We start from the raw sequence: 20,138 nt of genomic DNA on the forward strand, positions 1-20,138 counted from the left end.
TCAACCTTGTCGGTGGAAACCTCAACCAGGGGTGCGTCAACCTCAATGGTGTCGCCGACCTCAACGAGCCAGCGGGTGACGGTACCCTCGGTCACGGACTCGCCCAGTGCGGGCAGTACTACGGTGTGGGACATAATCTTTCCCGTTCTCCTTGTGAATGCTTGAACTAGAAAAATGTGAGCGGCGACCCGGATGCGCGCCGTATGCGTCAAAGCACGTCGACGCGCATCCGGATAGGGGCGTTGTTCAGCGGATACGCCCGGCAACCGCTAACGACCAACGGTCGTCAATACTAAGCTGACGCGCTAACGCCAGTCAGCAAAATTTATGCGCTGTGCAGCGGGGTGCCGTTCAGGACCATTGCAGCCTCACCCAGGGACTCGTTCTGAGTCGGGTGTGCGTGGATGAACTTAGCGACGTCCTCGGGGAATGCTTCCCAAGCAACCCACATCTGAGCCTCACCAATCTGCTCACCCATGCGCTTACCAATAGCGTGAACACCAACGATGGGGCCGTCCTTCTGACGGACAACCTTCACGATACCGGTAGCACCGAGGATAGCGGACTTGCCGTTACCAGCCAGGTTGTACTCAGCGGTCTCAACGTTCTCAGCGCCGAACTTCTCCTTAGCCTTGGGCTCGGAGTAACCAACGGAAGCGATCTCCGGGTCACAGAAGGTGACCTTGGGGATGTTCACGTCTTCAACGATGGAGGGGTTCAGGCCAGCGATTTCCTCAGCAACGAAGATACCCTGCTGGTAACCGCGGTGAGCCAGCTGAACGCCGGGGACGATGTCGCCAACAGCGTAGATGTTGCCAACGCCGGTGTGCAGGCGCTCGTTAGCCAGGACGAAGCCGCGATCCATGGGGATGCCCTGCTCCTCGTAGCCCATGTTTGCGGTGTTCGGGCCACGACCAACAGCAACCAGAACGATCTCTGCCTCGAAGACCTTGCCGTCAGCCAGGGTGACCTTAGCACCGTTAGCGTCCTGCTCAACCTTCTCGAAGAGGGTGCCGGTGTTGAACTTGATGCCGCGCTTCTTGAACGCGCGCTCCAGAACCTTGATGATTGCCGGGTCCTCGTTGGGAACCAGGTTCGGCAGACCCTCGATGATGGTGACGTCAACGCCCATAGCGTTCCACATGGATGCGAACTCGCAACCAATCACGCCGCCGCCGAGCACGATAGCGCTCTTGGGCAGGTAGTCCATCTCCAGTGCCTCAGTGGAGGTCAGAACGCGACCCTCAATGGGCAGACCGAAGGTCTTGGAGACCGAGCCGGATGCCAGGATAATGTTCTTACCCTTGTACTCAACACCACCGACGGTGATGGTGTCCTGAGCGGTCAGCTTACCCTCGCCGGGGATAACCTCTACGCCCTTCATCTTCAGCAGGCCTGCAAGACCCTTGAACTTACCGGAGACGATGTTGTCCTTGTAATCGCGAACCTTGCCCATTTCGATGGACTGCAGCACAGCGTTAACGCCAACCTTGGACGCCTCGCGTGCCTCTTCTGCCAGCTCAGCAGCGTGCAGGTACGCCTTGGTGGGGATACAGCCAGTGTGCAGGCAGGTGCCGCCGACCTTTTCCTTCTCGATCAGGCCGACGGTGAAGCCTAGCTGGCGTGCGCGAATAGCTGCAGAGTAGCCAGCGGAACCGCCGCCGAGGATGAGGATGTCGAATTCTTGAGCCACGATATTGCTCCCTTGCATAGTTGTGGGGGCTAAAGACCCCTGCAATGAGTTCTTTACCAATTTATTGGTAGGTTTCCCAGCATGCGCGAAAGGCCCGCGACTTACAAAAAATCGCGCGCCCCTCCGCGTACGCAGAAAAACACTTAATACAACAATACCCCCGTTGACGGTCGTTTAAGTTCACTCAGGGCGGTTTTAGCCGATTAATCGCCCAAACACCGTAAATTTTTCACCACGCAAGAAAAGCGGCGCGTCATAGAACAGTGCGATGACAGGAGCACCACAGCGGTCGCACAGAACGTGTCCGAGAACAGACGCAGAGGAGGGCTCCCCGGTAGAAATACCGGAAAGCCCTCCTCCGATCAGCTCTATGCTGTGCGGCTCGCACCAGATAAGGGGCACCAATTAGGATGCGCCAATTAGGGCGCGCGCCCAGCCAATCAGACTACTTAGCGTAGGACTCGATGAAGTTCACCAGGGTAGCGGTACCGAAACCGGTGCCTTCCTTCGGAGTGAAGCCGTACGGGGACTCCTCATTGAACGCGGGGCCCGCAATATCCAGGTGAGCCCAGGGGATGCCCTCGCCCACGAACTCCTTCAGGAACAGGCCCGCAGTCAGCGCGCCACCGTAGCGGGAACCAATGTTCTTGATGTCAGCAACGGGGGACTCCAGGCTCTTACGCAGGTAGGACTCCAGCGGCATCGGCCAGTAAGCCTCACCCGCAGCTGCACCGGCTGCAATCACGCGGTCGCGAATCTCCTCGTCACCGAGCAGAGCCGCAGTGCGCAGACCCAGAGCAGCCATAGCGGCACCGGTCAGGGTAGCGATGTCCAGGATGACGTCCGGGTTCGACTCGGAAGCCAGGGCGATACCATCAGCCATGACCAGGCGGCCCTCAGCGTCAGTGTTCAGCACCTCAACGGTACGGCCATCACGCATGGTGATAATGTCCTCCGGGCGCAGTGCGTGACCGCCGGGCATGTTCTCAGCCAGGCACAGGTAGCCGGTGACAGCAACCGGAACATCCAGCTCAGCAGAAGCAACCACAGCGCTCAGAACCGATGCCGCACCAGCCATATCGCACTTCATGGTCATCATCGAAGCGGCAGGCTTCAGCGAGTTACCACCGGTATCGAAGGTGATACCCTTACCAACCAGAGCAACGTGAGCCTTCGGGTTCTCCGGGGTGTACTTCACAACGGCAAGAACCGGCTTGCGGGGCGAACCCTGACCAACACCGGAAATGCCGCCGAAGCCCTCCTCTGCCAGGCGGTCGTGGTGGAACAGTTCAATCTCAATGTTCGAGTAATCCTCAGCGACCTCAGCAGCGAACTCAGCGAAAGTCTCCGGGTACAGGTGCGACGGGGGCAGGTTCACCAGGCGGCGAGCGTCCTTAGCGGTCTCGCCCAGAACCAGGCCGTGCACCAGAGCCTCTTCAGCCTCTTCCTGATCAATCGAAGAAACAATCAGAATGGACTCGATTTCTTCCTTGATCGAATCCTTGGTCTTGAAACGCAGACCCTCTTCAATGAAGTTGCCCAGCACAGCGCCGTGAGCAATAGCCTCAATTTCCTCTACCGAAGAAACGCCGAAATCGAAAGCGACCTCCTCAGCGGAACCAGCCAGCTGACGAGCCGCAGAACCGGCGGCGTAACGCAGAGCATCCAGGCGCTCCTGACCCTCAGCGGTATCGGAGCCCAGACCCGCCAGCGCCACAATGCCGGCACCGGTGTCCTCAAGACCGGGCAGACGCAGCAGCTGATCGGGTGCGCCCGAAGCGCCCAGCGCCTCCAGCAACTCGTTAATACCCTCAACAGAGTCCTCAGACAGGGAGCTCGGCGCCAGGTACGGGCCGTCCGAACCCTTCAGAACGCCCAGAACCAGAACGTCAGCTTCGAGCGCTTCAAGGTCGGTGCTGTGAATAGACAGAGACAGAGACATCGTTACTCCTTTGCGTATGTCTTCTCAAATAGTCGGGGCACATCCTCGCGCCCGAAAAACTCAACTATAGGCCCTCGAAGAGTGAGGATGAATACCGCCGCGTAAAGCCACGCGGACTACTGCTTCTACTCTACACGGATATGTAGGAGGGCGTGAGGTTCAGCTCTCACCCCGAACAGCTGGCAGAACAGAAAAAATGCACAAGAAGCCGAGCTGCAGCGCCTTAAGAACGTCGACGAGATACCAAACAAGTTCACCTACTGCGAGAAAAGCCCGCACACTGTCGAGACAGGGCAGTAGTGGCATAAAATGAAAGACTACGGAAAGCGTCAGATAACAGAAGACGCCCCTTCGCCCCAACACCTCGGGTACCGGCAGAAAACACTAAGCCCACCCGAACGCGGCGCGAACCAGACAGAAGTGAGGAGGCGTAATGCTCAACCCCGAAGATCTCTACTTAGCCAACACCAAAATATTGGACGACCCCAGGATGCACGGGCTAACCCTCGTCATCGCCCTCTCCAGCCCGCAAGACGCAGGCTCCACCGCAGGGCAGCTCGGGCAGGTGCTGCTCAGCGAACTCAAAAACATTGAAATCGTCGAGTTCGACAGCGACCAGCTGCACGACTACCGTGCCCGCCGCCCCTACATCCGCTACGAACAAGACCACTTCGAAAAGCCGCAATACCCGCAGCTGAAGCTCTACGCCGTAGAAGACAGCCTCGACAAGCCGTTCCTGCTACTCACCGGTGCCGAACCGGACCTGCAGTGGCAGCGCTTCGAAAAGGCGGTGCTGACCATCGCCCAGCGGGTCAAGCCCTCCCTGGTCGTGCTGGTCTCCGCATTCCCCATGCCGGTGCCGCACACCCGCCCCTTCCCGATTACCGCGCACGGCTCCCGCAAGGACCTGATTCGCGGTATCTCCCCGTGGAAGCCCAGCGCGGACGTGCACGCAACCGTCACCAACCTGCTGGAAGTGCTCTTCACCGAAAACGGAATCGACACCGTCGGCTTCGGCGTGAACATTCCCCAGTACATTTCGGAGGCGGACCTGCCACAGGGCACCCTCACCGCCCTCGAACACGTGGGTATGGCAGCGCACCTCTCCCTACCCACCGAGAACCTGCGCGAAGCCGCACGCCACGTGCACAGCCAGATCAACGACCAGGTCAAGCAGAACCCCGAAATTGGTCGCATGATCACGACCATGGAAGAGAACTACGACGAGAACTTCCGCACCTCCGACATTGCGGTTCCCCTCTCGCGACGCGACGCGCACAACGTGCCCAGCCGCGACGAGATTGGCGCGCTCTTCGAGCGGTTCCTCGACGAACAATAGGTACGCGCAGTAGGGGAAAGCACTCGGGGCGCCCTTACTCTGCATGACGGATTATGACGCGGCACCCCGCACCGCTGTGGACAAACCCCATCGTACAAACGAACAATACGAATAAATCTGTGGATACTTCGGAATCATGAACCGAAGTATCCACAGATTTATTTGTATAACCTGAGCACCCGCGCAAACCATGCCACCGTGAAGGCATGAACGCAAACAACATCTCCAATGGCAATATCCCCAACAGCGGCTACGACACGCCCCCGCCCATCCGCAACGAATACGACGTGCTCAGCTGCGCCCTCCACCAGCACGGCTACTGGCCCGACCACTCACTCATCATCCTCACCGCAACCGATGACACCCTCGGCCCCAGCCTGCGCGTCAACCTACCCGACGAACCCTGCACCCACAGCGAACGTGCCGACTTCCTGCACGAAACCTTCACCAAACTCCCCACCCGTCACAACGGCGAAACCCTCACCCGCTTCTACGCCATCATCATCGACGGCGACAACACCGTACGCCAACGCCAACTCAACCCCGACACCGCGCAACTGGCCGCCATCGAAGAAATCCAACAGGACGTCGACACCCAAATCCCCATCAACGCATGGCTCCACCTGCTCCACGACCCGCGCATCGTCAGCGAACTACGCTGCGAAGACGTCATCTACGCAGGCGGCGCCAGCATCTGGGCGCTCAACCCCGAACAGCAAGCGCTCACCCTCCTCGCACCCATCGAAGAAATCCGCCACAGCAGCTACTACACCTGGCTCACCCGCCACGGCGACACCATCGCCGACACCGCCCAACACAACTACGCCCACAGCCCCTGGGACACCGACCCCACAGCCAACCCCGAAACCCGCCACGACTGGGAAAACGCCGTAGAACTCTGGGACCACACCCACACCACCCGCCACGACGAAGCCCGCCAGGGCGTCCGCACCATCTACCGCCAAGCCCAAATCGACCTCTGCTACTGGGACGCCGCCATCAACGCCGCCGCGCACCTGCTCACCACCCACCCGGTCGATAACGCGGGCAACCCCATCACCGGTGACGCGCCCACCATCGGCGACGCACTCCGCGAACTCATCCCCGCCGAAATCGCCGGGCACCTACGCGCCTCCATCGCACCCGCAACCCTCAACCCCATCACCGCCGAAATGCTCACCTACCTCGCCGGCTACGGGCTCAACCACGCCCAAAAAGCGCTCGCCTACCTGCACTACTCCGCCCAATACACCTACCACGCCTTCGGCGGCGAATACCCCAGCCCCGACCGCGCGCCGCTCGAACCACCCCGCTACGGCACCCGCATCACCCGCAAAACCTACATCCCCGCCAGCTTCACCCACGCACTCAGCGCCACACCCGGTACCGAACAGGCACACGTACGCGCCGTGCCCGAAAAATGCGTGCAATGGCAAGACTGGATCCGCCGCACCCACCGCACCATTCAGCAGAGCCGCAGCATTCAACAGAACCGCAGCAACCAGCACACCAACCTCAACGGCTGGGCACTCGAAAACCTCACCCCCGCCGACCTCGCCAGCGCCGCCGAACTCAACACCATCAGCCGCGACCTGCTCCCACGCCTCGAGGAACACCCCAAAGACCACAACGCCCACAACAAACTCGAAAACCTCAAACAACGAATCGACGAAAGCTGCACCAACAGCGAATACCTCACCAAACACCACGCCGTCTACACCCACTACCTCAACGCCCTCAAAGGAAAACTAGACAGCCCCCACTGGGCACGCCTCAACGCACTCGAACTACTCACCAGCCTGCTCACACCCCACAGCACCGACGGAGAATACGCCGAACTACGCAACACCCAAGCCTGGGCCAACTGGTACAAGGGCTACAGCACCTACGCCCGCATGCTCCGCCAAGAAGCCCACCGCCACACATTCGGAAAGGACCTCAACATCCTCGATGTACACCTCAACGCAGGCAACCTACCCGCCTGGATCAAATACACCATCTGCGGCGAACCCGGAACACACCGCGAACCCATCAGCACCCTCAAACCCCGAAAACCTTAAAAGCCCGGCACCTAAAACCGGCACCTAAAAGCGAGGTACAAAACGAGGGAGGGGCGCGCCACCGGGCACGCCCCTCCCGCACACAGCCGCACTCACCCAAAACCAGGCCCACAAGCCACCCAAACAGCGCGTCAAGTTGAAAGCAACCAAAAATCTGCAATACTTATATATTGACCCCGTACAGTCAATGCGCTATAACGCGCCCTCAAACCGCTCCACACAACGAGCAACGGAACCCTGCAAACCGCCCAACGCACGCGGAATAAAACCCGCCCCCACAGCGTTAAACCGGATAAACGCAGCAAACACCCCGACCGAGGACGCCAGCACAGACTTGACAGGGTCTTAGGTGTTTTGCAAACAAAACACCCCACCACAAGCCAGAAAGGGTTCTAGTGGCACCTGCAACCAGCAAGAAGACCGTGACCGGCGACGCAACCGAAGAAACCGTCGCAAAAACCACCACCAAGACCACCCGCACCAAGAAGGCAACCACCAAAGCCGCAGCGGCAACCGAAGACACCACCGGCGCAACCGCCGAAACCGGTGCTGAAACCACTGCCGAAACTACTGCCGAAACCGAGGCAGACAAGCCCAAGCGCACCCGCAAAACCACCACCACCACCAAAACCGCAACCAAGCGCAAGACCGGTGGCCGCCACAAAAAGAGCGACGACGAATTCGACCTCGGACTCGACGAAGAACTCGAAACCACCGACGGCGAAGACGAAACCGACGAAGAAGACGAAGAAACCGCAGCCAAAATAGAAGAAAAGAAGGCCGCAGAAGCAGTAGCAGCCAAGGGCTCCGGCTTCGTCCTCACCGCAAACGACGACGACGACGCACCCGCACAGCGCGTCGTCACCCCCGGCGCAACCGCCGACCCCGTCAAGGACTACCTCAAGCAAATCGGCAAAGTCTCCCTGCTCAACGCACAGCAGGAAGTCGACCTCGCCAAGCGCATCGAAGCAGGCCTCTACGCCGAACACAAGCTCGCTGAAAACCCCGACATGGACAAAGACCTCAAGAAAGCCCTGCGTTGGGTCGTCCACGACGGCAAGCGAGCCAAAAACCACCTGCTCGAAGCCAACCTGCGACTCGTAGTCTCCCTCGCCAAGCGCTACACCGGCCGCGGCATGCTCTTCCTCGACCTCATCCAGGAAGGCAACCTCGGCCTCATCCGCGCCGTCGAAAAGTTCGACTACTCCAAGGGCTTCAAGTTCTCCACCTACGCAACCTGGTGGATCCGCCAGGCCATCACCCGCGCAATGGCAGACCAGGCCCGCACCATCCGCATCCCCGTGCACATGGTAGAAGTCATCAACAAGCTCGCCCGCGTGCAGCGCCAGATGCTTCAGGACCTCGGCCGCGAACCCACCCCCGAAGAACTCGGCAAGGAACTCGACATGACCCCCGAAAAGGTCATCGAAGTCCAGAAGTACGGCCGCGAACCCATCTCCCTGCACACCCCCCTCGGTGAAGACGGCGACTCCGAATTCGGCGACCTCATCGAAGACTCCGAAGCAGTCGTCCCCGCAGATGCAGTGTCCTTCACCCTTCTGCAGGAACAGCTCCACTCCGTGCTCGACACCCTCTCCGAGCGTGAAGCCGGCGTGGTCGCAATGCGCTTCGGCATGACCGACGGTCAGCCCAAGACCCTCGACGAAATCGGCAAGGTCTACGGCGTGACCCGCGAACGCATCCGCCAGATTGAGTCGAAGACCATGTCGAAGCTCCGTCACCCCTCGCGTTCGCAGGTACTGCGCGACTACCTGGACTAGTACTCCGACTACCAACAACGGCGCACCGGTTCCCGCTCGCGGGGGAGTGCCCCCTCTGCGGCGCCGGGGCGCCTTGAGGACGGAGCCCCCGCTACGCGTGACCGGCTACGCCGTAAGGTTTAGTTTCGCTAGTTCTAGCACATACAGAAAAGGCTCTCCGACATACCGGAGAGCCTTTTCTGCTACTTATATGCGGTTGGAGCGACGGCTTGTGGACGATGCTCGCGGGGGAGTGCCCCCTCTGCGGCGCCGGGGCGCCTTGAGGACGGAGCCCCCGCTACGCATGTCCGTTGCGCCGTCAAAGTTCAGTTCCACAAGGGCTGAGTATGTCAAGTTGGCTTTGCGGGCGATGCACGTTATGCAGTTCCGTACAGTCGGCTCGCGGACGATGCTCGCGGGGGAGTGCCCCCTCTGCGGCGCCCCAATAAGTGAATGGGCTAGGCGCTTTGAGGATGGGGCCTCCGCCATTACGCATGTCCGCTGCGCCGTTGAGGTTCAGCGCCGCTACAGGCTCAGCTGGCGCAGATAGCGGTCCGCCACCGCCTCCACCTGATCCAAACCACGCACACGACCCAGCGCCTCCGACCACGCATCAGCCTCATCGCCACCCACCGGGAAACCAGCCGCCGCCCACAACGCCGCCGTCATCGCACCCACCGAATCCGAATCCGAATCCACCGACACCGCACGGCACAACCCCTCAAACAGGGCACCACGCACCGTCGCATCATCAGCATCAGCCGACAGACTCTTCACAGCATCCGCCGCGCACCAGAGAGCCACACCCAACAGCTCAGGCGCCGTCCAACCCGTACCAAAATGCTCCGCCACAGCCTCCGGCACCGGCACCGTACCGCCCTCCAGCAGCTCGACGGCACGACTCAGCGCCGCCGCCGTACGCGAAGCATCACCCGGAATCGAATCATCCGCCGCCACCGAACCACACCACGACAGCACACGACGCGCCGACTCCAGCAACGCGTCAAACGAACCGGAGGGGGACGCCAACAGATCACGAATCAGCAACGCGTACGCCGCCGCCGAAGCCAACGCCTCCGGATGCCCATGGGTCAACGCCGCCGCACGCACCGCCAACAAAACCACCGTACGCTCCTGCGCCACCGGCAAAACACCCAACGCCGCCGAACGCACCAACGCGCCACTACCCAAAGCATCAGGAGTCAATGACTTCGACACCAACTGCATCTCACCCGAACCCAACGCCCGCAACGTTGCCGCACCCGGACCACGACGAGCCGTCAACTCCGACGAACCATCAATCTCACGATCCAACGAAAACGGCGCAGACTCCGGCAGAACCTCACCAATACCGCGGAACCACCGCAAATACGCCAACCACAGACACGCTAACTCATCCGCCGCCGCGCCCTCATTATTCCACTCCAAAACCTCCGTCAGGCCATCCAGAGTGAAACACATCAGCTGCGTATCATCACTGACCAGCAGCTCACCAAACGCCGACTCCCACGGCTTAGGGGCACGCTCCGCAATCTGCTCAGCCGACAACAACTCCAACGGATAACCCAGCGCATCACCCAACGCAGACGCACACAACAGGCCGCGCACCCTGCCCGCAAACTCAGCCGAAACCTCAGGTGCATGCGTGAACTCAACAGAAGAAAAACTCATAGGGCGATTATCCCACGGGTGCTTAGGATGCGTGGGGGATGTACCAGTCGACTTTGTGCTCAGGATGTGCGGGGGTACCAAGTGGCTTCGTGCTCATGCTCGCGGGGGAGTGCCCCCTCTGCGGCGCTGGGGCGCCTTGAGGACGGAGCCCCCGCTCCGCATGAGCACTTACGCCGCGGTAGGATGCCTACTCCGCGGATGGGGAGACACCGGGGAAGGAGCCCTCGCTCCGCATGAGCACCTACGCCGAGGATGGTTGGCTACTCTTCCTCGCCGGGAATGGAGAGGCTTAGACAAAAACGGCTTTGCGCTCATGCTCGCGGGGGAGTGCCCCCTCTGCGGCGCCGGGGCGCCTTGAGGACGGAGCCCCCGCTCCGCATGAGCACCTACGCAGTGGTGGGTTCCGACCCCTGAATGACGAACTGCGAGGCGCAAAACATGACGCAGTGCCATACTGAAACCATGAAGATTCTGCACACCTCCGACTGGCACCTCGGCCGCACCTTCCACCGCAGCCCCCTCACCCGCGAACACCAGCAGTTCATCGACGAACTGCTCAACTACGTGCACGCCGAAGGTATCGACACCCTCCTCATCAGCGGTGACGTCTACGACAGCACCATCCCCACCGCCGAAAGCACCACCCTGCTCGACCAGGCACTCCCCCGCCTCATGCGCGCTGGCGTGCACGTCATCCTCAGCTCCGGCAACCACGACTCCTTCCGCCGCCTCAGCTACGGCGCCGCGTTCTTCGAAGCCTCCGGCGTGCACCTGCGCACCAGCCTCGAAGACGCCACCCGCCCCGTCGAACTCACCGACGGCACCTTGCGCGTACACGTCTACGCCATCCCCTACCTCGCGCCGCGCCTCCACGCCACCGCCCTCGGTGTAGACCCCACCCACCAGGCCGTCCTCGGCGCCGTCACCGACGCCATCCGCGCCGACGCCGCAGAACGACGCGCCCGCGGCGCAGGCGCCGACCGCATCATCGTCATGAGCCACGCAACAGTCAGCGACACCACCGGCAGTGACACCGCCGGCAGCGCAGACACCACACCCCGCAGCGACTCCGAACGCGACATCAGCGTCGGCGGTATCGACTGGGTACCCGCCTCCCTCTTCGACGGCTTCGACTACGTAGCCCTCGGCCACATCCACAAGCGCTACCCCGTCACCCACACCATCCGCTACAGCGGCTCCCCGCTCGGCTTCTCATTCAGCGAAGAACACAACCGCAACGGCGCCTACCTCATCGAACTCAACCCCGGCGAAGAACCCACCATCAGCAGCCACGAATGGGCAACCCGTGTACACATGAAAACCCTGCGCGGCACCATGGAGCAGCTACTCAACGCCCCAGAAAACAGCCCCTACGAGCAGGGCTACTACTGCCGCATCGAACTCACCGACGAAACCCTACCCGTCGGCGCCGTCGACCGCCTGCGCAGCCGCTACGAAACCATCTCCCACTTCAGCTACCGCAGCACCCAACCCGCCACCGACAAACCCACCGCCGCACCGCCCACCCGCGACGCCGACCCCGTCGAAACCTTCGACCAATTCCACCAATACGTACGCAACCGCCCCCTCACCAGCGAAGAACGCGACGTCATCACCACCCTCAGCGACCACATCAAAAGCCACAAGGACAACGCATGATCCTGCACAACCTCGAATTCGAAGCCTTCATGGCATACCCCAAGCGCCAAGAAATCAACTTCGACACCCTCAACAACGCCGGCGTATTCCTACTCAACGGCCCAACCGGTGCCGGTAAAACCACCATCCTCGACGCTATCTGCTACGCCCTCTACGGCGAAACCAGCAGCGACCGCGAATCCGCCAAACTGCACTCCACCTACGCGGCACACAGCGGCACCAAACCGCGCGTGTTACTCGACGTCACCCTCCACGGCAAGCGCCTGCGCATCGACCGCACCCCCGCCTACAACAAACCCATCACCCGCGGCGCCCGCAAAGGCCAGATGCGCGAAGAAAGCGCCAAAGCAACCCTCGCCGAACTCGCACCCGGCGCCGACCCCGCCGACGAAAAAGCCTGGATCCCCATCTCCAGCAGCGTCGCCGAAGTCAACCGCACCATCGCCGAACGCACCCACCTGACCAAAGAACAATTCCTCAAAGTCGTACTCCTGCCGCAGGGCCAGTTCGCGCAATTCCTCAAGTCCAAGCCCAAAGAACGCAAAGAACTGCTCAAAAAGATGTTCCCCGTCGAACACTACGAACAGCTCTTCGCTGCACTCACTGAGGAAGCGAAAACCGCCCAGCAGGAAGTCGCCCAGGACGAAAACACCCAGCGCGGCTACCTTGAACGTGCCCGCGCAGAAATGCTCGCCCTGCAGTCGCTACTGGACGCTGTGGATTCGGATGCTGAGGAAGCTGCGGAGGCGGGCGAGGAGACTTCCGAAAACCTCACCACTGAGAACGTCACTGCCGAGAATGTCACCGCCGAAACCCTCGACGCATGGGTTGCCGGCGGAGTAGAACGCGCCCGCAAAACCTCCGTGCGCGAGAAGCAGGAACAGCAGCGCCTCACCAACGAAGCCGACCGGAACACCCGCCTGCTCGCCGAACGCGCCCAACTGCAGGCCGACTGGCGCGAATACGAGCAGCTCTGCGAACGCCGCACCCGCCTGACCGAACGCGCCGACGAGCACAAAGCGCATCGTGAAGAGCTGGCGCAGGCGCGTGCCGCCGCGCCCCTGCACGCACAGTACACGCAGGTCCACACCGAATCGCAGGCGCTCGCCGCCCGCCAACAGGACCAGGCGGCGTGCGCATCCGCGCTGGATGATACTGGTCGCGCCCTGCTTGCGGCACTGCGCGATGAGGAAACCCCGGAAGACGTCACCTTCCCCGAGGAGACGACCTTCGCCGCACTCCCGGAGCTCGAGCCCGCTGAACAGGAAACCCAGCTCGAGGCGCTCCTCGACACCCTGCGCGCCCTGCAGAAGAAGGACGCACAGCTTACCGACGAGGAAGCCGCCGTTGCCGCCCTGCTGAAGCAGGCGAACGCCCTCGAGCAGGACAAGGCGCGTGCCGAAAAGACCCTGAGCGACCTGACCGCCGCCGCCGAGCAGCTTGCCGAAGAACTCGCCGGCTACAGTACCGCCGACGAAGAGCGTACCCTCGCCGCGCACCTGGTCACTGAGGCGCAGCAGAAGCTCGATGCCGCTCAGCAGATGCAGCAGAAGCTCGATGCCGCCTCCGCAGCGGTTGCTGAGGCTGAGAAACAGAGCAAGCGCACCGCCACCGCCGAGCAGAAGGCGCAGGAAAAGTGGCAGGCTTCGGCTCAGCAGGCGCTCGCCGCTACGGAGGAGTTCAAGAACCTGCAGGTGCTGCGCCTCGCCCAGGCGTCCTCCCTGCTGGCGCGCGAGCTCAAGGACGGTGAACCCTGCCCGGTCTGCGGCTCGGTCGAGCACCCCGCCCCCGCGCAGATTGCCGAGGGCGAGCAGCTGGTTGAGCGTGCCGACCTGGACGCCGCCAAGGAGCGTGAAGACAAGGCACACAAGCAGGCGCGTACCCACGAACTGGCTAAGGATCGGGCGACCAAGGCACATCAGGAAGCCTCCGAGGCGCTTGCCGCCGCCCGCACCCAGTACGAGACCCTGGTGGCTCAGGGCGAGTGCGATGTTGAGCAGACTGCCGCCCAGCTGCAGCAGGCGCAGACCCGCCTCGCGCAGGCTCAGTCGCGCGTGACCGCGCGTGACGGCGTGCTGGTGAAGGTTGAGCGGGTGCGTGCCGAGCAGCAGAAGGCTCAGGAGGCGCTACGCACCATCGAGAGCGCGGCGGTTGAGGCTCAGACTCGTCACCGTGATGCTGCGGCGCGCTGTGAGGCGGCTGCGGCTGAGTTGGCGCCTGCTCGTGCAGCGGTGGGTTTTGCGCAACGTGTTGAGGCTGTTGAGGGTTACCGTGCGGCGCATCAGCGTCTTGCTCGTGCGGTGTTGCTGTTGGGGCAGGCGCGTGAGCGTCATGCTTTGGCGGCTGCTGCGGCTGAGCGTTTGCTGGCTGAGTCTTCGTTTGAGAGCGCCGAGCTGGTTCATGCGGCGGTGCGTACCTCCGAGCGCGTCGACGCCCTGGAGCAGGCTGTTGCCGCGTACGAGCTGGAGCATGCCCGCCTCCTTGAGGGCTTTGGCCGTGAGGCGATTGTTGCGGTGGCGGCTCGTGCCGCCGCTGGTGAGCAGGCGCCGGATGATCTGCAGGGTGTGCGTGAGCGGGTTGAGCAGCTGCGTGCGGCGGCGCACCGGTTGACTCTTCGTGAGGGTGAGCGGGAGAGCATGCTGCGTTCTTTGCATGTGCTGCGTGGCGAGTATGCGGCGTTCCGTGCGAAGACGGCGCAGCGTTATGACCGTGCGCAGATGTTGGCGAACCTGGCGGCGGCTGCCCGCGGTGACACGCTGGGCGGCTATGAGCATCAGGTTGACCTGGTGAGTTACGTGCTGGGTGCCGAGTTTGAGCGGATTCTGCACTCGGCGTCACTGCACCTGGATCGCATGAGTGAGGGCCGCTACGGCATGGTGTTCAGCGATCACCGTGCGAAGGGTAGCCGTTCCGGCGGCGGCCTGAACCTGGAGATTACCGACACCTGGACGGGCGAGCCGCGTGAGGCGTCGTCGCTGTCCGGTGGTGAGTCGTTCTTGGCGTCGCTGTCGTTGGCGTTGGGTCTGGCTGAGGTTGTGCAGGCGAATAACGGCGGTATCGAGCTGGATACCCTGTTCATTGATGAGGGTTTTGGCACGTTGGACGCCGAAACCTTGGACATGGTGATGGGCACGATCGAATCTCTGCGTGATAGCGGCCGCACTATTGGCCTGATTTCGCATGTGGAGGAGATGAAGAACCGTATTCCCGCCCAGATTGTGGTTGAAAAGGGTCAGAACGGCTCGTCGGTGAGGGTAAACTCCTAGTAGGCATAAATTCGCTTCCGGGCTGCTATTGTGGCATGTCCGGCGGCTTATTCGTGAAAGAGATGATGACCTCGACACCTCAGGACAGGGACCCGAACTCAACGTATCGTGTGGAACCTTCGGCTGATGCGCGCGCTAACGCATCCGCGCCGGAGGTTCCTCCGCGCACCATGAAGGTGGCACCCGCCTCCGATTCGCCGGATAAGTCGTGTGCTTCGGGCACGGGTATTCCAACGGTTCCGGGTACGTCCTTGACGGATGTGGTGCGCAGTAACGACCACGTGTTGCAGGAGTTGCCGCCGCGACCGGTTCCTACTGCGGATGAGGTTAATACGAACGCCTCGGTGCCGGATATTTTGCGTCAGCATTGGGCGTTGTTCCTGCGTAACGGTAAGGAGCAGCGTTACCATCTGCGCGGTGTGCTCCGTGATGAGGGCTTTGCCCGTAATGTGTTGACGATTCTGTTCCATATTCCGGCGGCTTCTTCGGCGTTTGCGCTGTATATTCTGTTGGCGAGCCACCTGGGTAGTGTGCATGATGGCGGCTATGCGGTGGCGGCGTTTGCTGGCGCGTATTCGGTGCAGATTATGCTCGGCCCGATGCTGGTGCGTGCCCTGGGTTTGAGGGCGTTGCTGGCGATTACGTCGGTGCTGAATATTGCTGCGGTGCTGAATATGCTGGTCATTGGTTGGCGTTTGACGGTTGACCCGAATAACGTGAGTACGACATACCATGCGCTCTCTTGCGTGGCGATGGGTTTTACGACTCCGCCGTGGACGCCGTTTGCGTTGGAGTCGCTGTACCGCCGCAACTATAAGTACAGTGATGTTCGCTTGTCGACAGCTGTTTCTTGGGGGACGACGGCGAACCTGTCGATGTACCCGCTGGCTGCTCTGCTGGTGCGGCTGGGCGATGCGTACCTCACCCCGAATCATGAGTATGCGGGCTTCTGGATCACGATGATTCTGGATGCGCTACTGTTCATTGTGGTTCTGGCCGCGCCGATGTGGCTGCCGGATATTTCGCGTATTCGCATGTCTCCGCCGAAGAATCTGGTCCGTCCGAATAAGCAGACGGTGGTGTTGATTCTTGGTCTGGTGCTGCTGGGTGCGTGTATGGGCGCGGTCGGTTCGGGTCTGCTGGGCTTCTCGCTGATTCACGGTTCGATGAACCTGTTCATGGCGATGGTTGCGACCGGTACCGGCGCGATGGTGCTTGTGTCTTTCCCCGTGGTTTTGGGTGCCCGTTCGGTGAACCCGTGGCATGGTTGGTTGGTGAGCGGCGTTCTGCTGATTATGGGTGCCCTGTATTTGCCGGCGAGTGATGATACGTCCACGATTTTCTATGCGTTGGTGCTGTGTGGTGCGGTGCTGGGTGTGGCGTTTGGCGGTCATGAGCTGTGGCTGAACCGTTCGCTCAAGCATATTCCTGATGCGCAGGCGAGCTTCTTTACCCGCTCGATGCTGGGTATTGGTCTTGCGATGGGTAGTATGTGGGGCGGCTATATGGGTGACGCTCCGTATTACCGTAATGCGTTTATGGTGCCGGTGATTATTGCGACGCTGTATTTTGCGTTGGGTCATTTGTACGGCTACCTGTGGCGTGAGGAGCATGAGGAGCAGCTGACTCCTTGGCATCAGTTGGAACGTCGTTAGCGCATGTTTAAAGGCGGATGCCCCGCCACCTTCTGCAGGTGGTGGGGCATCCGCCTTTTGCGTACCGTGCTCGGTTTGTGGTGAACCTCGGCCTGAGAACCTCAGTGTGAGAGCCTCAGCGTGAGGCTACAGTTTAGTGACCGCGCTTGATCCATGCCGGAAGCTCGGGTGCTTCCAGGCCGATGCCGGTGCTGTCGCCGTGGCCGGTGAGGACCGCGGTGGACTCGGGCAGGGTCAGCAGGCGGGTCGAAATCGACTCGATGATGGTGTCGAAGTCGCTGTAGGAGCGTCCGGTTGCGCCGGGGCCGCCGTTGAAGAGAGTGTCGCCGGAGAAGACGACCCCTTCGCTGTTCTCCCAGCTGAGGGTGGGTGCATAGAAGCACACGGAGCCGGGGGAGTGGCCGGGGGTGGCGAGGACCTTCAGTTCGGTGTCGCCGATGCGCAGTATATCGCCGTCAGCGAGTTCGTGGTCGAAGTCCCAGGAAGGGTACACCATTTCCCAGAGCACACGGTCTGCGGGGTTCAGGTAGACGGGTGCGCCGAAGCGTTCTGCCGCCTCCTTGGCGCTGCGGATGTGGTCGTCGTGGGCGTGGGTCAGCAGGATCTTCTCCACGGTGCGGCCTGCGACGGTGCGGGAGATTTTGTCGACGTCGTGGGCGGGGTCAATGATGATTACGGAGGAGTCATTGCCGATAATCCAGACGTTGTTGTCAACGTCCCAGCAGCCGCCGTCCAGCGAGAAGGTGCCGGAGGTGATGACTCGTTCAATACGTTCGCTCACGCTACGGTCCTAGAGTTCCACGACCGAGCGCAGCACGCGGCCGGTCTTCATGGTTTCGAATGCTTCGTTGACGTCTTCGAGGCGGATGCGCTCGGAGACGAAGCCGTCCAGGTCGAGGCGGCCGAGCAGGTACTGGTCCACGAATTCGGGGAAGTCGCGGGAGGGCAGGGTGTCGCCGTACCATGCGCTCTTGATGGAGCCGCCGCGGCCGAACACCTCATCCAGCGGGATGTCCCAGGTGGTGCCGGGTGCGGGCACGCCGACGAGGACGACGCGGCCAGCCAGGTCGCGTGCTTCGAATGCCTGCTTGAAGGTGGGGGCGATGCCGACAGCGTCGATGACGAGGTCTGCACCGAAGCCGCCGGTGAGTTCCTTGATAGCCTCAACGGGGTCGACCTTGGAGGAGTTCACGGTGTGGGTTGCGCCGTGCTCGCGTGCGCGTGCCAGCTTCTCTTCGTCGATGTCGACGGCGATGATGGTGGTTGCGCCACCGAGCTGTGCGCCTGCGATTGCTGCGGTGCCGACGCCGCCGCAACCGATGACTGCGACGGACTCGCCGCGCTTGAGCTCACCGGTGTTCAGCACAGCGCCCAGACCTGCGGTGACACCGCAGCCGAGCAGACCGATTGCTGCGTACTGTTCGGGGCTGATGTCAGCGGTGATCTTGGTGCACTGACCTGCTGCGACGAGGGTCTTCTCCGCGAAGGAGCCGATACCCAGTGCGGGGGTGAGTTCGGTACCGTCCTCGAGGGTCATCTTCTGGGTTGCGTTGTGGGTTGCGAAGCAGTACTGCGGCTGGCCCTTGCGGCATGCGCGGCATTCGCCGCAGACGGCACGCCAGTTGAGGATGACCAGGTCGCCGGGGGCGATGTCGGTGACGTCATCGCCGACAGCCTCAACGATACCTGCGGACTCGTGGCCGAGCAGGTAGGGGAAGTCCTGGCCGACGCCGCCGGTGACGTAGTGGTGATCGGTCTGGCAGACACCGCAGGTGAGGACCTTGACGAGTGCTTCGCCCTTGCCGGGGTCGGGTACGTTGATGGTGGTGACGGTGACGGGCGCGTCCTGGGCGAGGGCTACGACAGCCTTAACCTTGTGCATGGTGCTCCTTTGCTGAGGCGCGGCTGAGGTTCAACCGCAGATAAAGGTTTTTTGATACGTTCCCATTCTAAGAGCTAAGGCATACCTGATGCACCCCGGGGGTGAGCGTGAAGCCCCCAGGTGAATGTGACGTTTTATGACGTTGTAACTCAACCCGCCCGGAACCCGCGTAGCCTGCGGCTACTTACTCTGCCGCCTCCACCTCTGCCGCAAAGGTGAGCGCACCGCGTCGGAATGCGCCCGAGGTCAGTGCGTTCACGTGGTCGCGGCCGGGCAGGGAGATGAAGCGGTTGAGCGGGTTGTCGCCGCGCACCATGTCGTAGAGTTCGGCACCGTCGGCGGCGATGGTGTCCGCGTCACCGAGCACGACCGCAATGGGCGCGTGCGGATGCGCGCCCGGGTGACCCGCAGGCAGGTCGGGGGATCCGGCACGCAGGGCGGGCACGTTGAAGAACGGGCCGAAGGGAATCCTCACGAACTTCAGCAGCGCGTCGGGTTGAATGGGGGAGTTGTCAATGATCGAGGTGAAGGAGGCAATCGCCTCGTCGGTGGAGTCTGCCGCCGGGGTTTCACCATCCGCCGTGACGCTGGTTCCCTCGTGCGCTTCGAGCATGGCGCGCAGGGTAATGAGGTGGTCGTGTAGGGGCAGGCCGCCCAGGGTGAGGGATGCGACTGCCTCCGGGTGGGTGAGGGCGAGTTCCCAGCCGACGCGGGCGCCGAAGGAGAAGCCAATAACGTGCGCGCGGGGCTCCAGTTCAACGCCGAGGTCGTTCTCGGTGGCGACGGTGCGCAGCAGCTGGGCGAGCAGGTTGGTGAACAGGTGCATGGGGGTCAGCGGCTGACCTGCCGCATCGACAGGGGGCACCGAATCGAACGGAATTGTGCGGCTGCGCACGCTCGTGTTGTCGGGGAGTTTGCAGTCGACGGCGTGCATGGATTCGGGGTCTTTGAGGTATTCGTCTGAGTGGTAGGGCAGGGTAACAATCAGCACGGGGTATCCGGCGCGCAGGTATTGGCGGATCCAGCTGGTGCCGCCGTAGAGCTGTTCGCCGCGGGTGGCGAAGCCGTGAAGCATGAGGGCGGGGACGCGGCTTTTGAGCTGCTGCGGCTGGTAGAGGGTGTACTCGAGGTCGGGCAGGGTAGTGCCTGGTACAACAGCATTGGGTACGGCAAAGGGCGCGGGAGAGAATTCTGCACTGGTCATAGTTCTA

At 61.8% G+C, this 20,138-nt stretch carries 13 protein-coding genes; 6 read left to right on the top strand and 7 right to left on the bottom strand.

Translation table 11 applies throughout. The features are described 5' to 3' along the window. The 3 genes from HMPREF2894_RS09240 to HMPREF2894_RS04435 all read right to left on the bottom strand — a co-directional run. Positions 1-134 (bottom strand): biotin/lipoyl-containing protein (locus HMPREF2894_RS09240; protein WP_304009770.1); only part of this gene is annotated, 134 nt, incomplete at its 3' end. Between the two features lie 191 nt (positions 135-325). Beyond that, positions 326-1,711, bottom strand: coding sequence for a dihydrolipoyl dehydrogenase (gene lpdA / locus HMPREF2894_RS04430; protein WP_044142607.1), 1,386 nt, complete (start codon positions 1,709-1,711; stop codon positions 326-328). A gap of 427 nt (positions 1,712-2,138) precedes the next feature. Next, the gene (locus HMPREF2894_RS04435) at positions 2,139-3,635 is read right to left on the bottom strand and encodes a leucyl aminopeptidase (protein WP_070677982.1); all 1,497 of its coding nucleotides are present in this window, start codon (positions 3,633-3,635) and stop codon (positions 2,139-2,141) included. A gap of 433 nt (positions 3,636-4,068) precedes the next feature. Here HMPREF2894_RS04435 and HMPREF2894_RS04440 point away from each other — a divergent pair, with 433 nt between their 5' ends. The 3 genes from HMPREF2894_RS04440 (at position 4,069) to HMPREF2894_RS04450 (ending at position 8,815) form a co-directional block, all read left to right on the top strand. After that, on the top strand, positions 4,069-4,974 hold the full coding sequence (locus tag HMPREF2894_RS04440; protein WP_070677984.1) for a PAC2 family protein: 906 nt from the start codon (positions 4,069-4,071) through the stop codon (positions 4,972-4,974). 206 nt (positions 4,975-5,180) lie between these two features. Further along, positions 5,181-7,034, top strand: a complete 1,854-nt coding sequence (locus HMPREF2894_RS04445; protein ID WP_070677987.1) for a metal-dependent hydrolase — start codon at positions 5,181-5,183, stop codon at positions 7,032-7,034. Positions 7,035-7,429: 395 nt separating this feature from the next. Further along, complete coding sequence (locus HMPREF2894_RS04450) at positions 7,430-8,815, top strand: RNA polymerase sigma factor (protein WP_070677989.1); 1,386 nt, start codon at positions 7,430-7,432, stop codon at positions 8,813-8,815. A gap of 504 nt (positions 8,816-9,319) precedes the next feature. Here HMPREF2894_RS04450 and HMPREF2894_RS04455 read toward each other — a convergent pair. Continuing rightward, on the bottom strand, positions 9,320-10,465 hold the full coding sequence (locus HMPREF2894_RS04455; protein ID WP_070634507.1) for an ADP-ribosylglycohydrolase family protein: 1,146 nt from the start codon (positions 10,463-10,465) through the stop codon (positions 9,320-9,322). Between the two features lie 438 nt (positions 10,466-10,903). On the opposite strand from HMPREF2894_RS04455, the gene HMPREF2894_RS04460 reads away from it, so the two are divergent. The 3 genes from HMPREF2894_RS04460 (at position 10,904) to HMPREF2894_RS04470 (ending at position 17,045) form a co-directional block, all read left to right on the top strand. Further along, entirely contained in the window at positions 10,904-12,124 is a 1,221-nt protein-coding gene (locus HMPREF2894_RS04460) for an exonuclease SbcCD subunit D (protein WP_246827013.1), read from the top strand. Then, the gene (locus tag HMPREF2894_RS04465) at positions 12,121-15,390 is read left to right on the top strand and encodes an AAA family ATPase (protein WP_070677990.1); all 3,270 of its coding nucleotides are present in this window, start codon (positions 12,121-12,123) and stop codon (positions 15,388-15,390) included. Before HMPREF2894_RS04460 ends, HMPREF2894_RS04465 begins: the two co-directional genes overlap by 4 nt. A 65-nt stretch (positions 15,391-15,455) precedes the next feature. Further along, on the top strand, positions 15,456-17,045 hold the full coding sequence (locus tag HMPREF2894_RS04470) for an MFS transporter (protein ID WP_246827014.1): 1,590 nt from the start codon (positions 15,456-15,458) through the stop codon (positions 17,043-17,045). A 133-nt stretch (positions 17,046-17,178) separates the two neighbouring features. Here the strand turns inward: HMPREF2894_RS04470 and HMPREF2894_RS04475 are convergent, their stop codons facing one another. The 3 genes from HMPREF2894_RS04475 to HMPREF2894_RS04485 all read right to left on the bottom strand — a co-directional run bounded on the left by HMPREF2894_RS04475 (position 17,179) and on the right by HMPREF2894_RS04485 (position 20,131). After that, a complete protein-coding gene (locus HMPREF2894_RS04475; RefSeq protein ID WP_070677993.1) occupies positions 17,179-17,826 on the bottom strand; it encodes an MBL fold metallo-hydrolase in 648 nt (215 codons plus the stop codon). A 9-nt stretch (positions 17,827-17,835) separates the two neighbouring features. Continuing rightward, positions 17,836-18,927: an S-(hydroxymethyl)mycothiol dehydrogenase gene (locus tag HMPREF2894_RS04480; RefSeq protein WP_049337814.1), complete on the bottom strand. Its 1,092-nt coding sequence runs from the start codon at positions 18,925-18,927 to the stop codon at positions 17,836-17,838. 184 nt (positions 18,928-19,111) lie between these two features. Beyond that, the gene (locus HMPREF2894_RS04485; RefSeq protein WP_070677995.1) at positions 19,112-20,131 is read right to left on the bottom strand and encodes an alpha/beta fold hydrolase; all 1,020 of its coding nucleotides are present in this window, start codon (positions 20,129-20,131) and stop codon (positions 19,112-19,114) included. Positions 20,132-20,138 lie beyond the last annotated feature (7 nt).

Source organism: Rothia sp. HMSC066G02 (assembly GCF_001813145.1).
GTDB lineage: Bacteria > Actinomycetota > Actinomycetes > Actinomycetales > Micrococcaceae > Rothia.

Excerpts from the sequence above, each read along its gene's own strand:
- HMPREF2894_RS04485 (WP_070677995.1), bottom strand. The coding sequence starts at position 20,131 with ATGACCAGTGCAGAATTCTCTCCCGCGCCCTTTGCCGTACCCAATGCT.
- HMPREF2894_RS04435 (WP_070677982.1), bottom strand. The coding sequence starts at position 3,635 with ATGTCTCTGTCTCTGTCTATTCACAGCACCGACCTTGAAGCGCTCGAA.
- HMPREF2894_RS04480 (WP_049337814.1), bottom strand. The coding sequence starts at position 18,927 with ATGCACAAGGTTAAGGCTGTCGTAGCCCTCGCCCAGGACGCGCCCGTC.
- lpdA (WP_044142607.1), bottom strand. The coding sequence starts at position 1,711 with ATGCAAGGGAGCAATATCGTGGCTCAAGAATTCGACATCCTCATCCTC.
- HMPREF2894_RS04465 (WP_070677990.1), top strand. The coding sequence starts at position 12,121 with ATGATCCTGCACAACCTCGAATTCGAAGCCTTCATGGCATACCCCAAG.
- HMPREF2894_RS04455 (WP_070634507.1), bottom strand. The coding sequence starts at position 10,465 with ATGAGTTTTTCTTCTGTTGAGTTCACGCATGCACCTGAGGTTTCGGCT.
- HMPREF2894_RS04440 (WP_070677984.1), top strand. The coding sequence starts at position 4,069 with ATGCTCAACCCCGAAGATCTCTACTTAGCCAACACCAAAATATTGGAC.
- HMPREF2894_RS04460 (WP_246827013.1), top strand. The coding sequence starts at position 10,904 with ATGACGCAGTGCCATACTGAAACCATGAAGATTCTGCACACCTCCGAC.
- HMPREF2894_RS04470 (WP_246827014.1), top strand. The coding sequence starts at position 15,456 with ATGACCTCGACACCTCAGGACAGGGACCCGAACTCAACGTATCGTGTG.
- HMPREF2894_RS04445 (WP_070677987.1), top strand. The coding sequence starts at position 5,181 with ATGAACGCAAACAACATCTCCAATGGCAATATCCCCAACAGCGGCTAC.